This window comes from Parapedobacter lycopersici, from assembly GCF_024643285.1.
In the GTDB taxonomy this organism is placed as follows: domain Bacteria; phylum Bacteroidota; class Bacteroidia; order Sphingobacteriales; family Sphingobacteriaceae; genus Parapedobacter; species Parapedobacter lycopersici.
In genome coordinates this window covers 39,060-53,567 of sequence record NZ_JAMSLW010000001.1, presented here as the reverse complement: position 1 = coordinate 53,567, position 14,508 = coordinate 39,060, and the positions used below count along the sequence as shown (strand labels likewise).

General features: G+C 52.3%; 9 protein-coding genes. 6 read left to right on the top strand and 3 right to left on the bottom strand.

Annotation, left to right across the window (positions count from 1 at the left end):
- Positions 1-30 precede the first annotated feature (30 nt).
- From NEV57_RS00225 to NEV57_RS00215, 3 genes are all read left to right on the top strand, one after another.
- Positions 31-2,688: a putative LPS assembly protein LptD gene (locus NEV57_RS00225; RefSeq protein ID WP_257656274.1), complete on the top strand. Its 2,658-nt coding sequence runs from the start codon at positions 31-33 to the stop codon at positions 2,686-2,688.
- A 38-nt stretch (positions 2,689-2,726) separates the two neighbouring features.
- Positions 2,727-3,983: a competence/damage-inducible protein A gene (locus NEV57_RS00220; RefSeq protein ID WP_257656273.1), complete on the top strand. Its 1,257-nt coding sequence runs from the start codon at positions 2,727-2,729 to the stop codon at positions 3,981-3,983.
- Between the two features lie 140 nt (positions 3,984-4,123).
- Complete coding sequence (locus NEV57_RS00215; protein ID WP_257656272.1) at positions 4,124-5,467, top strand: dihydrolipoamide acetyltransferase family protein; 1,344 nt, start codon at positions 4,124-4,126, stop codon at positions 5,465-5,467.
- Between the two features lie 73 nt (positions 5,468-5,540).
- On the opposite strand, the gene NEV57_RS00210 is transcribed toward NEV57_RS00215, so the two are convergent.
- Positions 5,541-6,902, bottom strand: coding sequence for an MATE family efflux transporter (locus NEV57_RS00210; RefSeq protein ID WP_257657015.1), 1,362 nt, complete (start codon positions 6,900-6,902; stop codon positions 5,541-5,543).
- Between the two features lie 135 nt (positions 6,903-7,037).
- Here NEV57_RS00210 and NEV57_RS00205 point away from each other — a divergent pair, with 135 nt between their 5' ends.
- The 3 genes from NEV57_RS00205 to NEV57_RS00195 all read left to right on the top strand — a co-directional run bounded on the left by NEV57_RS00205 (position 7,038) and on the right by NEV57_RS00195 (position 12,719).
- The gene (locus tag NEV57_RS00205) at positions 7,038-9,755 is read left to right on the top strand and encodes a M14 family metallopeptidase (protein WP_257656271.1); all 2,718 of its coding nucleotides are present in this window, start codon (positions 7,038-7,040) and stop codon (positions 9,753-9,755) included.
- A gap of 189 nt (positions 9,756-9,944) precedes the next feature.
- Positions 9,945-10,454, top strand: a complete 510-nt coding sequence (locus NEV57_RS15705) for a Sec-independent protein translocase subunit TatA/TatB (RefSeq protein WP_307876364.1) — start codon at positions 9,945-9,947, stop codon at positions 10,452-10,454.
- Positions 10,455-10,481: 27 nt separating this feature from the next.
- Positions 10,482-12,719, top strand: coding sequence for a Tex family protein (locus tag NEV57_RS00195; RefSeq protein WP_257656270.1), 2,238 nt, complete (start codon positions 10,482-10,484; stop codon positions 12,717-12,719).
- Between the two features lie 16 nt (positions 12,720-12,735).
- Here the strand turns inward: NEV57_RS00195 and cysM are convergent, their stop codons facing one another.
- A complete protein-coding gene (cysM, locus tag NEV57_RS00190; RefSeq protein ID WP_257656269.1) occupies positions 12,736-13,608 on the bottom strand; it encodes a cysteine synthase CysM in 873 nt (290 codons plus the stop codon).
- Between the two features lie 7 nt (positions 13,609-13,615).
- On the bottom strand, positions 13,616-14,428 hold the full coding sequence (epsC, locus tag NEV57_RS00185) for a serine O-acetyltransferase EpsC (protein ID WP_257656268.1): 813 nt from the start codon (positions 14,426-14,428) through the stop codon (positions 13,616-13,618).
- Positions 14,429-14,508 lie beyond the last annotated feature (80 nt).

The following is a 14,508-nucleotide window of genomic DNA, read 5'->3' as shown; positions in this document are numbered from 1 at the left end:
TTATTGCAAAAATAATATTCGTTGTCAAATTTGAAGTCAGTTGCAGCTTTTTTTTCTTATACTTTATTCTTCTTAACGATATTTTCCGGTGTATCGGTATATGCACAGGAAAATTCGGAAGGGGATAAAGCCGCCACAGACACCCTTCAGCAGCAGCCCCTGGCTGATACCCTTGGCAACACACAACCAGATACATTGACGGCAGATTCACTGGGTAACAATCCGGATACGTTAACACAGGATCCGGGTGGACTGAATGCCGTGGTCAGCATTGTCGCGGCCGACTCGCAGGTTACCGATATGGCCTCCAATACCATCCACCTGTACCGGGAAGCACGGGTAAAATACGAAGGGTTCGAGCTTTCGGCGGATTACATCCGCGTGAACCAGACGACCAAGGAAGTATTTGCCAGCGGGCGGTATGACCACAACAATAAATATGTGGGCCGGCCCGTGGTCATTTTTCCCAATGAGACCCCGAAATCGGTTGACTCCCTGCGTTATAATTTTGATACAGCAGTGGGAATTACGCACGGTATTTTCACCGAAGTGGAGGGTGGATACATCCAGGCGGAGCGGGTGCGCAAAAACCAGTACAACGAGATGTCACTCTACCACGGGCTGTACAGTACCTGTAACCTCCCCCAGCCCCACACGCATTTCGGCATCCAGATCAGCAAAGGCATCGTGACCGAGAACCAGATCATCTCCGGACCCGCATACCTGGTCATGGAAGGGGTTCCACTTAAATTTCTGACCATTCCCTTTGGCTTCTTCCCCAAGCCGAACAAGCGTTCCTCCGGCTTTCTCTTCCCTTCCTTCGGCGAGGATTTTACCCGGGGGTTCTGGCTGCGTGATATCGGGTGGTATTTTGCGTTCAATGATTACTGGGACAGCGAAGTGCGGGGTAACCTGTATTCAAAGGGATCGTGGGAAGTTGCCCTGGCAACGCGCTACCGGGTAAACTACAAATATGACGGCGGCTTCAATTTCCGCTTTGCCTCCCTGCGCAACGGTGTGGAGGGCACACCGGAATACCGGCCGACCAAGGACTTCAACTTCACCTGGAACCACACCCAGCGCCAGGAGGCCAACCCGGGAACCACGTTCAGCGCTTCCGTTAACTTCGGTACCGGTTCATATTTTCAGAACACCGCGGCAAACGGCTCGTACAACTACGAACAGATGACGCGGAACAACATGCAGTCAAGCATTGCCTATGGGAAAACATTTGCCGACGGCAGGGTGAACTTTACTTCCGCATTCCGCCACAATCAGGACATCAATACCGGAAGGGTGCAACTGGAGCTACCTACCTTTGCATTGAACGTAAGCTCATTCAACCCGTTTGATTCCAAAGACCGCGTGGGTGAACAGAAATGGTATCAGCGGATTAATGTATCCTATAGCCTGCAGGGACGCAATTCACTCGACGCCGAGGAAACGGGGCTTTTCAACAAGGAAACGCTGGGGAAATTCCGCAATGGCTTCCAACACAATATCCCCGTAAGCCTATCGCTCAATGTTCTTAAGTTCTTCCAGTTCAACACCAGCGTAAATTACACGGAGCGGTGGTACCTGCAAAGTATCCGGAGGCGGTTGGAAAACACGCCTTCGGGGTTCGAGGAAGTCCGCGATACGTTACAGGGTTTTAACCGGGCGTATGATTATTCGGTATCGACGGGCCTGGCAACGAAAATATACGGCATGTACCCGAAGATCGGGCGGATCCAGGCGATCCGGCATGTCATTACACCTTCGGTAAACCTCAACTACCGCCCGGATTTTTCGGAAGACATGTACGGGTTTTACCGTTCATTTGTAAATGCCCAGGGGCTGGAGACGCAGTATTCCATTTTTGAAGGTGGTATGTTCGGTTCACCGGGCAGCGGCCGCTCCATGGGAATCGGCTTTTCCATCAACAATAATATTGAGGCAAAAGTACTCAGCAGACGTGATACGTCGGAAAGCGGGATCAAAAAAATCCCGATCCTGCAGGGCCTGACATTTACCGGGAACTATAATTTTGTGGCCGACTCGTTCAACCTGTCCAATATTAATTTCTCGGGCCGTACGGCACTGTTCAATCAGAAGATTAACCTGAACTTCAACGGTACATTTGATCCGTACAGTATCGATGAAAACGGCCGCCGTGTCAACCGGTTTGCCATTAAGGACGGTAAACTGGCACGACTGACGAGCTTTGGCCTGTCTTTCGACTACAGTTTTAACCCGGACGCGAACAGAAACCGGCAGAATGGACTCGACTCGCTCAACAACCAGCGCAACAGCATGACCCCTGAACAGCAACAGGCACTGGCACGGATCAGTTCGGATCCAAATGCGTTTGTCGACTTCAATATCCCGTGGAACCTCGCCGGATCGTTCAGTTTTCAATATTCGAAATTCGGCAACACCGCAAACATCACCAGTACCGTCAACGTACATGGCGACTTCAGTGTCACGCCCAAATGGAAAGTGCAGTTTAATTCGGGGTATGATTTCAAACGGAAGGAAGTGTCACTGACGCGGTTCAGCATTTACCGCGACCTGCATTGCTGGGATATGTCATTCGGCTGGGTGCCATTCGGGCAATTCCAGAGTTATAACGTAACCATCCGGGCGAAGGCCTCCATCCTGCAGGACCTGAAACTGACCAAACGGAACGATTCATACAATAGGTTTTAATGAGCGGCGCTTTGCCGCCACGCACATATATAAACATCATGTTTGCTGAAATCATTACCATAGGCGATGAAATTCTCATCGGCCAGATTGTAGATACCAATTCGGCATGGCTGGCAGAACAGCTGAATACCGAGGGCATCCATGTCAAGCAGATCAGCTCGGTAGCGGATACCGCGGAGGCGATCATCCGGGCGCTTGGCGAGGCAGCGGACCGGGCCGACCTGATTTTCGTCACCGGTGGCCTTGGCCCCACAAAGGACGATGTGACCAAACAGGCCCTCGCCACTTATTTTGGTTGCGGCCTGCGCCGGGATGCCGATGTGCTTACCCATGTGGAAACCATTTTCAGTCGCACCCAACGGCCCATGCTCGACATAAACCGCAAGCAGGCGGACGTGCTTACCGGCAGCACGGTGCTGTTTAATGACCTCGGCACCGCACCGGGCATGTGGCAGGATTACCGCAATAAAACATACATCATCATGCCCGGCGTTCCTTTTGAGATGAAACACATCATGCAGGAACGCGTGCTCCCCAGGCTCCGACAACTGGATGGCCGTGTACCCCGCTGGCATCACACGCTGCTTACCGGTGGCCTTGGTGAGTCGTTTCTCGCCGAAAAAATTGCCGATATCGAACTGGCATTACCTCCCCATATCCACCTTGCTTACCTCCCTAAACCGGGACTTGTACGCTTGCGGCTCACGGCTACCGGGGCAGACCTGGGGGCGCTGCAACAGGAGACGCAGCAGATTGCCAGTACCCTCAAGTCGCGTATTGGCGACTATTTCCTGGGTGATGGGGACGTTGCGCTCGAATCTCAGATCTTAATGGCCATGCAGACCGCTGGTTACCGCTTTGCGACTGCCGAAAGCTGTACCGGGGGCGATGTCGCTAGGCGCATTACGGCAATACCGGGCAGCAGCCGCGCGTTTGAGGGTGGCGCGGTCACCTATTCCAATGCCTTGAAAATGCAGTTATTGGGTGTGAACAGGGAAACATTGGAATTACACGGTGCAGTCAGCGAAAAGACTGTGCAGGAAATGGCTGCAGGTGCACGGACCAGTTTCCGGACCGATTACGCGGTGGCGGTAAGCGGGATCGCGGGGCCGGATGGCGGCTCAGCCGAAAAGCCCGTCGGGCTGGTGTGGATTGCCGTCGCCGGAAAGCAGCAGGTAATCACCCGGGAGTATCGCTTCGGGAGCGATAGGCTCGTCAACATTGAACGGGCAGGCACGGCCGCGCTGCTGTTGCTGCGGCAATTGCTGTTTGCAGAAAACCCGGCACTTCGCTAAGCGACAATTTACCCTTTATTCAGAATAAAGAAATTTAATTACGTCATCGGCTTTTTTTTCAAAATAATATTTTAATCTTTTAATTTTCATCAATTATCTATGTAACTTAGGCCGATTTCATCAATAGTACGATCAAGGTTATGGCTATACATCAGTTACAACTGCCCCGCATGGGCGAAAGCGTATCGGAAGCAACCATTGTAAAATGGCTGAAGCAGCCAGGCGACCGGATTGAGGAAGACGAACCCGTGCTGGAAGTGGCCACGGATAAGGTTGATTCGGATGTACCGTCGCCCGTGTCCGGCATCCTGAAAGAATGGCTGTTTGCGGAAAATGACGTAGCTCAGGTCGGCGATGTAATCGCTACCATTGAAACAGAAGGTGCAGCAACAGACATGGGGCAGCAACCGGAGCCTGTGCAGGAACTAGCCGAACCGGCTATTCCCGGGATCGACCAGCTTGAAGAAACCGGTGTTGACGAGCCAGCTGCCGAACCTTCGGCACCGGCGACCGACGCTGCCGGCACCCGGTTCTATTCGCCGCTGGTAAAAAGCATTGCCGCCCAGGAAGGGATTACAGCAGAAGAACTGGAACGCATTACGGGTACGGGCGCCGAAGGCCGGGTAACCAAGCAGGATATACTGAATTACCTCGAAACCAGAAAAGACGGCGGCGGCGCATCTCCACAGACCCCGCCAACCGAAATACCGGCTGCCACCGGAGCCGTATACACGCCGGAGCCTGCGGCAGGATCCGGCACGGTGATCGTTTCACCATCGGATGAGATTATCGAAATGGACCGTATGCGCCGGCTTATCGCCGAGCACATGGTAAAAAGCGTGCAGATTGCCCCGCATGTGTGCTCCTTTGTGGAGGCCGACGTCACCAACCTCGTGAATTGGCGCAATAAAATAAAGACCGCTTACGAAAAACGGGAAGGTGAAAAAATCACGCTTACGCCCATTTTCATTGAAGCTGTAAGCAAGGCATTGCGGGATTTCCCAATGGTCAATATCTCGGTTAACGGCACGCAGATCATAAAAAAACGAAACATCAATATTGGTATGGCCGCTGCGCTGCCTTCGGGCAACCTGGTTGTACCCGTGATCAAGCGCGCCGACCAGTTAAGCCTGGTCGGTCTCAGCAAAGCCGTAAACGACCTGGCAAACCGCGCACGCAACAGCCAGTTAAAACCGGATGACACCCAGGACGGCACATTCACATTAACCAATATCGGCGCCTTTGGCAACATCATGGGTACGCCGATTATCAACCAGCCGCAGGTTGCGATCCTGGCAGTAGGTACCATTACCAAGAAGCCGGCAGTAATCGAAACGGAGTACGGGGATATGATCGGTATTCGGCACATGATGTACCTCTCGATGTCGTATGACCACCGGGTGGTGGATGGCGCACTCGGCGGCCGGTTTTTGAAACGTGTAGCGGATTACCTGGAAAACTGGGATATCAACCGCGAAATTTAAGCCCTAATTATTGGCTGCTTAGCTTATCCGCTGCTTTCGACCATCCATCATCGGGTGGATGCGGTTCCCGTTTTCAGCGCGATTCCCGGTAAAGTCCGGCAACCACCCTCCGGTAACGGAGATACAGCAATGCCGATGAAGTCAATAAACCGAGGGTAAGCCCGAACCAGATGCCCTTAATCCCCCACCCCATGGTGATGCCCAGTAAGTAAGCACCCGGGAGCCCCACGATCCAATAGGCGATAAAGGTAATCAATGTGGGGATATTCACATCGCCTATACCCCGCAGGATGCCCAAACCGACGACCTGTGTGCCGTCGAACAGCTGAAACAGGCCGGCGATGATCAGCAGTTCCGCCGCAATGCCGATTACCATGAGGTCGCGGGTAAAAATCCACGGCAACCATTGGTTCAGCAGCGCAAACAACAGTGCGGTGATTCCCATGAACGCCAGCACGATATGATAGCTCGACACCGCGTAGCGCTTCAATCGGAAAAAATTACGCTGGCCGAAGCTGTTGCCTGTCTTTATGGTAGCTGCGGCGGCGATGCCGCTGGCCATCATATACGTCATGGCTGCCAGGGTAATAGCCACCTGATGTGCCGCCTGGATATGGGCACCCAGCGTACCTGCAATGACTGCCGCACCGGCGAATGCACCGATTTCAAACACATACTGCATCGCCACCGGGGCGCCGATACCCAGAATTGCTTTACATCGCTGCCGGTCGACACGGAATGGTTTAAACCGCGGAAGATAGCGTTTGAAATTAACAGAGCGGAACACATACCAGCCCATGATGAGTGCCATCAGGCAACGGTCGATTAATGTGCTGTATCCCACACCTCTTACACCCATGGCAGGCAGCCCGAACATTCCTTTTACAAATAGGATAGCCAGCAATACGTTCAGCACGTTTCCCCAGATGGTAATGTTCATTGCTTGTTTGGTAAAACCAAGCCCTTCCGCAAACTGCTTGAACGCACTGAAAATCATAAGCGGAAACATAGACAAACTGAGGATGAACAAGTATGGCTTAGCCTCGCGTACCACTTCCGGATCCTGATCCAAATGGTCAATGGCCGCCATGGAGCCAAAATAAACAATGCAAAACAGCAGGAGGCCCGACAGCATGTTGATCACCAGGCTATTCGAGAGGAGCACACCGCACTCGTCATATTCCTTTTTGCCATTGGCCTGGGCAATCAACGGGGTAATGCCGTAGGCAATACCCAGGCCGATCACCATGACAATCATGAATACACTGTGCACCAGGGATACGGCGGCAAGGGGCACCGTACCGGCAAAATGACCGACGATCACGCTGTCAGCCGTATGCACCAGCGTATGCCCCAGCTGGGAGATGACCACTGGCCCGGCAAGGGCTAAACTGCTCAGGTAATAGGGTCTGTAAGCTTTCAATTTTCCAGTCATCATAACGTCCCGTCAAAGGCCGTCAAAGGTACGAATATTCAAAAGCATAGCCGCCACCGGATAAACCATTATTTTTTTGTTAAGTTTGCCGTTAGCGGCAACGATAGCATGCACTAACCATTTTAACCCCTTACGATGATAAGATCAATCGTTTATACACTGGTGGCATTTATCACCATGGCCCTGCCTGTATGGGCGCAGGATATTCCAACACCAAAGGCGCATTTCGGATTCGATATCGGTGACGATTACCAATTAGCCAACTACACGCAGACCGCCGCCTATTTTAAAAAACTGGCAGCTGTTTCGCCCCGTGTTAAATTGGAAGTGGCAGGCAAAACTGCTGAAGGGCGGGATCAGTACCTGATTATCATTTCCTCACCGGAAAACATAGCCAACCTTGAACGGTACCGTTCAATTTCCCAAAAAATGGCCCGGGCGGCTGTACCGGAAGAAGAAGCAAAAGCACTGTCCATGGAAGGCAAACCGGTTATATGGATCGACGGCGGGCTTCATGCCACCGAAACGGTAGGGACCCATCAGCTGATCGAGACTTATTACCAGCTGGTCAGTCGCAACGACCCGGAAACCCTGCGGATACTGGATGACGTTATTATCCTGCTGTTCCACTGCAATCCGGATGGGCAGGAGCTGGTTTCCGATTGGTACATGCAATATGCCGATACGGCAAAGCGGGCGAAGAATATCCCAACGCTGTATCACAAATACGCGGGGCACGATAACAACCGTGATTTTTACATGAACAACCTGCGGGAAACGACCACGATGTCACGGATCCAGTATATCGACTGGATGCCCCAGATCATTTACAATCACCACCAAGCCGGCCCTCCGGGGAGTGTTTTGGCAGGACCGCCTTACCGGGACCCATTCAACCATGTGCTTGATCCGCTGTTGATTACGGGTATTGATGGTGTGGCGGCAGCAATGATTAACCGGCTGAATGCTGAGGATAAACCCGGTTACACCCGGCTTAGCGGATCGGTATATTCCACCTGGTGGAACGGTGGTCTGCGCACTACGCCTTATTACCACAACAGTATCGGCATACTCACGGAAATTGCGGGGGATCCTACGCCAATGGCTATTCCACTGGTTCCGGAACGGCTGATTCCGGATAATGCCACCCCCAACCCCGTGCAGCCGCGGCCCTGGCACTTCCGCGATGCCATTGCCTATTCCGTTTCCCTGAATTATGCCGTTTTGGATTATGCAAGCCGCTTTGGGGATCAGTTGCTGTACAATATGTACAAAATGGGCCAGCACGCCATCGCACGCGGAAGCCGCGACAACTGGACCGCTAAACCGGGCTACATAGACCAAATGAAAGATGCATTTGCTGCCGATACGGCCGCGGAAAAGGGCAGCAAGACAGCGGGATCCCAGCACAGCATGCCGCTACGGTATTATGAAGCCGTATTTGAAAACCCGGATTTGCGTGACCCACGCGGATTCGTTATTCCGGCCAACCAGGTCGATTTCCCAAGGGCGGTGCATTTTATCAATGCCCTGATCAAATCCGGCATTTTGATCCACCGGGCAACGGCGGATTTCGAAGTGGCGGGCAAGTCTTACCCCGCAGGTTCTTACATCGTAAAAACCAATCAGGCATTCCGCCCGCACGTCCTGGATATGTTCGAGCCCCAGGATCATCCAAACGATTTCCAGTACCCGGGCGGCCCGCCTATCCGACCCTATGATGCCGCGGGGTGGACGCTGGCTTACCAGTTCGGGATTGAATTTGATCGCATACTGGATGATTTCGACGGTCCGTTCAGCGCGATTCCATACGGTGAATTGCAGACGCCGCCGGGTAAAATGCCTGTGGAATCCTCAATCGGATACCTCCTCGATACGCGGGTTAATAATGCGTACGTTGCGGCAAACCGCTTGCTGAAAGCCAATTTTCCAGTATACCGGACCGAAGAGTCCGTAAATAACATGCCTGCGGGGTCCTTTTTCGTACCATCAGTCGCCTATCCGTTGCTGGACGAATTGGCGGATTCGCTGGGTATAGCTCCGGCGCCGCTGGATAAAAAGCCCAGCCGGATGGTGGAAATCAAGCGCCGGCGGATCGGCCTTTACGATCGATATGGCGGCTCCATGACGTCCGGATGGACACGGTGGATACTGGAACAGTACGGGTTCGACAATTTTACGGTTGTGTATCCGCGCGAGATCGACGGAGGCAGGCTCCGGGAAAAATATGATATCCTGCTCTTCATCGGGTCCGGAATCCCGGGCGTGAAAGCGGCAGCGGGTACCCCGCCGGATGAAACCAGTTTCCCCGAAGCCTACCGCCACATGCTTGGAAATATTACTGCTGAACGCTCCATCCCCCAATTGTTGGATTTTGTAGAAGCCGGCGGTGTCATATTTACGACGGGTACAAGCACTAATCTTGCCTATCATATGGGGTTACCGGTAAAAAACGCATTAACGGAAACCGATGAAAATGAAGAGGAAAAAGCCCTATCAAATGAAAAATTCTATGCACCGGGCAGCGTACACCGTGTTTATGCGGATGTAGCTGATCCGGCAGGCTGGGGCATGCCGGATACGGTTCAGTTGATGTATGATAACAGTCCGGTTTTCAGGCAAATAGAAAATAAAACTACCCTTGGAATCAAGCCATTAGTGTGGTATGGCGACCAAAATCCGTTGCTTAGCGGCTGGATATGGGGAGCGGATTACCTCCGGCACACGATCGCCGGATTTACGGCGCCCGTGGGTAAGGGCAGATTTTATGCTTTTGGTCCCGACATCACCTTCCGGGCACAATCCCGCGGCACGTTGAAGTGGTTATTTAACACCCTGTATCAGACGGAATAACATGCAGCCATTCCGCTATGGATGAGCAGCAGCCGATTGATCACCGAAGTACACTTTTCGCTGACCGACACGGCATTAAGCAAGGAAGCGACAGGATATTTTATTTTATCCCATCCGCGGATATCACAAAATTTACATGGATTTCACAAAATTTACCCTACCTTAGCTGTTACAAACAAAGCGACTGTTATGTTGAGTACCGAATTGGCGTTCCTGAATATTGGAACAAGTGAGATGATGTTGATCATCGTGGTAGCCCTTTTAATATTTGGTGGAAAAAAATTACCCGAACTGGCACGTGGCCTGGGCCGTGGCATCCGCGAATTTAAAGATGCATCTGAAAGCATTAAGCGAGATATCAGTGATCAGATCAATAATTTCGAAAAAGACCTGGAGGTAAAAGACGTCATTGTAGAAGAGTCAGAACCCAAAAAACTAAACCAGGCCAGTACTGCCAGCACTGCCGCTCCGGCAGGCACTTATCAGCATAACCCCAGTCCGGACGATTACTATGGCAGTGACGGTTATTCCGATGACTATTCTTTCAACAACGAACCATCCAATAACCAGCCACAGACCACTGCTGCAAACACGCAGGCGGAAGATAAGCCGGCTACGGATGTTCATTCGGAGGATTCAACCGATTCATCGTCCAATCCGCCCGCATCCGCTTCTGTTAACGAAGAGAAAAACGCATAAGCAGCCTTCTCACTGCCTTTCCATTCCATGAATTACGAAATTATTATTTCCAGGGAGCTTGCTTTGTCCGAAAAACAGGTCAAAACAACCCTGGCCTTTTTGGACGAGGGTGCTACGGTTCCCTTTATTGCCCGTTACCGCAAAGAGATGACCGGCAGTCTGGATGAAGTACAGCTTACTCACATCCGCGACCGGGTTCAACAACTCCGGGAGCTTGATAAGCGCCGTGAGGCGATCCTGAAATCGCTGACGGAACTGGGCAAGCTTACTCCCGATCTGGAACAGCAGATCAGAAGTGCTGAAACCATGGCCGCGCTGGAAGATCTTTATCTCCCTTACAAACCCAAACGCAAGACACGGGCAAGTGTGGCTCGTGAAAAAGGGCTCGAACCCCTTGCCCTACTTATCCTGGCACAGGAAATCACAGACCTTGCAACTGCTGCCCAATCTTTTATATCCATTGAAAACGGTGTTTCCAGTGATGCGGATGCATTGGCCGGGGCCCGCGATATCATAGCGGAAACCATTGCCGAGGATGCCGATATCCGGGCCAAAGCCCGTCAGGTGTTTTTAGCCGAAGGCCTGTTTGTGTCACGGGTGGTTCCCGGGAAGGAAGAAGAAGCAATCAAATACCGGGATTACTATGCGTGGTCCGAGCCGTTGAAAAGCGCGCCCTCACACCGCGTACTGGCCATGCGCCGGGGCGAAAAAGAAGAAATGCTCTACCTGGATGTGGAAGTCGCTGAAACGGCGATATTGCCGCTGCTTGACCATGCCTATATAAAAGGTTCGGGTGAAGCAAGTGCCCAGGTACGGATGGCCATGATAGACGGCTATAAAAGACTGCTCAAGCCCGCCATGGAAACCGAGGTCCGCATGCTGACCCGCCAGCGGGCCGATGAAGAGGCGATCCGTGTATTTGCGGAAAACGCCCGGCAGCTATTGCTCGCGGCACCCTTGGGCCAGAAGCGCGTGATGGCCATCGATCCGGGGTTCCGCACGGGTTGCAAGACGGTATGCCTGGACGAACAGGGCAAGCTACTGGAAAACAGCACCATCTTTCCGCATACTGGCGCAGCGAAGGAAGCCGAAGCGGTTAAAACGCTTGCTTTTCTGGTTCAAAAGTATGACATCCAGGCCATTGCTATCGGTAATGGTACCGCCGGACGTGAAACGGAGGCATTTGTCCGAAAATTGGCCCTGCCCGACGTGATTGTCGTGATGGTCAACGAAAGCGGCGCCTCTATTTACTCAGCATCAGAAGTCGCACGGGAAGAATTTCCGGATCATGATATTACCGTACGGGGGGCTGTATCCATCGGCCGCCGGCTGATGGATCCGCTGGCTGAACTCGTAAAAATCGACCCTAAGTCAATCGGTGTAGGGCAATACCAGCATGATGTGGACCAAAATAAGCTGCAAACGGCACTGGACGACACCGTAGTCAGCTGTGTCAACGCAGTGGGCGTGGAATTGAATACCGCCTCAAAACAGGTGCTCGCCTATGTATCCGGGCTGGGGCCTTCCCTTGCCCAGCAGATTGTGAGCTACCGGGATAAGCACGGCGCATTCCGCAGCCGGGAGGACCTCAAGCAAGTCCCCCGCCTTGGCGAGAAAGCCTTTGAGCAGGCTGCCGGATTTCTGCGCATCCGTAACGCCGTGAATCCATTGGACGCGGGGGGTGTGCACCCCGAGCGGTATGCCCTGGTGCAACAGATGGCGTCCGACCTGGGCTGTAGCATAACCGACCTGCTCGGTGACCCGCAATTACGAAAACAGATACGCTTGGGCCAATATGTGAATGACACGGTGGGTATGCCCACGTTAAAGGATATCCTGAATGAACTCGATAAGCCGGGACGGGATCCCCGTGAGCAATTTGAACAGTTTGCATTTACGGATGGCGTTAATACCGTGGCCGATCTCCGCATCGGAATGCGTTTGCCGGGCATTGTCACGAACATTACCAATTTTGGTGCTTTTGTCGATATTGGTGTACACCAGGACGGTCTTGTGCACCTGAGTCAACTGGCCGACCGGTTCGTAAAAGACCCGAATGAGGTCGTAAAAGTACAACAGAAGGTAATGGTTACCGTTACGGAAGTTGACGAGAAGCGTAACCGGATCAGCCTGTCAATGAAAACCGGTGAAAAACCTGTGCAGAAAAAAAGCCGTCCGGGCGACCGCAACACCACGGGGCGGCGAAATCGGCAGGATGATATGGGTTCAAAACTGGCGGCATTGAAAAATAAATTCGGATCGTAAAGACAGCAGCCGTTCCTTATCCGAACAGGTCGCTTGACAGGTACCTGTCGCCCCGGTCACAGGCGATAAACACGATAACGCCTTCCTCCAGTCCAGCCGCTAAACGCAGGGCACAGGCGAAAGCACCACCGGTACTCATGCCCACAAAAATACCTTCAGCCCTCGCTAATTGGCGGGCCATTTCCGTTGCCTCGGCCTGTGAAACATCCATAATTTGATCCACCCGGGCGGGATCGTATATCTTAGGCAGGTAGGCTTCCGGCCAGCGGCGGATACCGGGTATCGATGATTCTTCGGTGGGTTGGCATCCGATAACCTGAATAGCCGGGTTCTTTTCCTTGAGATACATGGAGTTACCCATGATGCTTCCTGTTGTGCCCATCGCACTGACAAAATGTGTAATCGCCCCATCTGTATCCCGCCAGATCTCCGGACCCGTAGTTTTGTAATGCGCCAGGGAATTATCCGGATTGGCAAACTGGTTCAGAATATAATAATCGGATTGCCTCCCCTTCTCCTCCGCATAATCACGGCACACTTCGATGGAATCCAATAAAGTTACCTTTGCCCCGAAAGCCTCCATCGTCAGCGTCCGTTCACGCGTCGAGCTGGCCGGCATGACCAGTTCAATATCCAATCCGTAAATACCGGCAATCATTGCCAGCGCAATGCCGGTATTACCGCTGGTCGCTTCAATCAGCGTGGTACCCTTTGTAATTTCACCACGTTCCATTGCGCTGCGGATCATGTTCAGTGCGGCCCGGTCTTTTACGCTTCCTCCCGGATTCGTACCTTCAAGCTTGGCATAAATCCGGATTTTGGGGTTGGGGTTCAGTTTTTTGATTTCCACCAACGGGGTGTTTCCTATGCTGTCTATGATATCTGCCATGGTACGATTAGTGTGCTGCCTTTGAATCTACAATTTTCACGGTAGGCTGATGGTAAGCCGTCGAATGCGGAGGGACGCTCGAGGTGAGCCAGACATTACCCCCAATAATGCTGTCGTGTCCGATAACCGTTTCACCGCCGAGAATGGTTGCTCCCGCATAAATGATCACATCATCCTCAATCGTGGGGTGACGTTTGGTATTCGCCAGCACTTTCTCTACACTCAGTGCCCCTAAGGTTACTCCCTGGTATAATTTTACGCGGTTGCCGATCACCGCTGTTTCGCCGATAACGATACCTGTGCCGTGATCGATAAATAAGTATTCCCCGATCACCGCACCGGGATGAATGTCTATACCGGTTTCCGAGTGGGCATGTTCCGTAAGAATGCGTGGAATAAGCGGCACCTCCAGCCGAAGCAGTGCATGGGCCAGCCGGTATAACGAAATTGCAAAAAAACCGGGATATGAACGGATTACTTCAAACTCGCTGGTCGCTGCGGGATCGCCGTCATATATCGATTCTGCATCCGTACGCATGATGCGGTGCAGTTCGGACAGGTAATCAAAAAAATGCTGGGCAACGAGGTCGTTATTGCATTCCTCACACGCTTTTGTACGGTTCAGGATGCTGACCAGTTCCTGCTGGGACTGTACGAATTGCGCCCTCAGCTGGTCAGCGGTGCGATCGGGATGTGTCTGCCGTTCAGGAAATACCAGGTCGAGCAAACGCAGTGCCCATCCGGCAATCGCGCCGTTCGGCGGCACATTGGTTATCCCGCTTTGCCTATTATGAATATATTGAATAAATTCCTCGTTCATCAGTTTGTTATAAAAGATCGAATATAAAAATTTTTTAAGCAACCTCCCGCCGTTTACTATGTAACAATACGGTAAAAAAA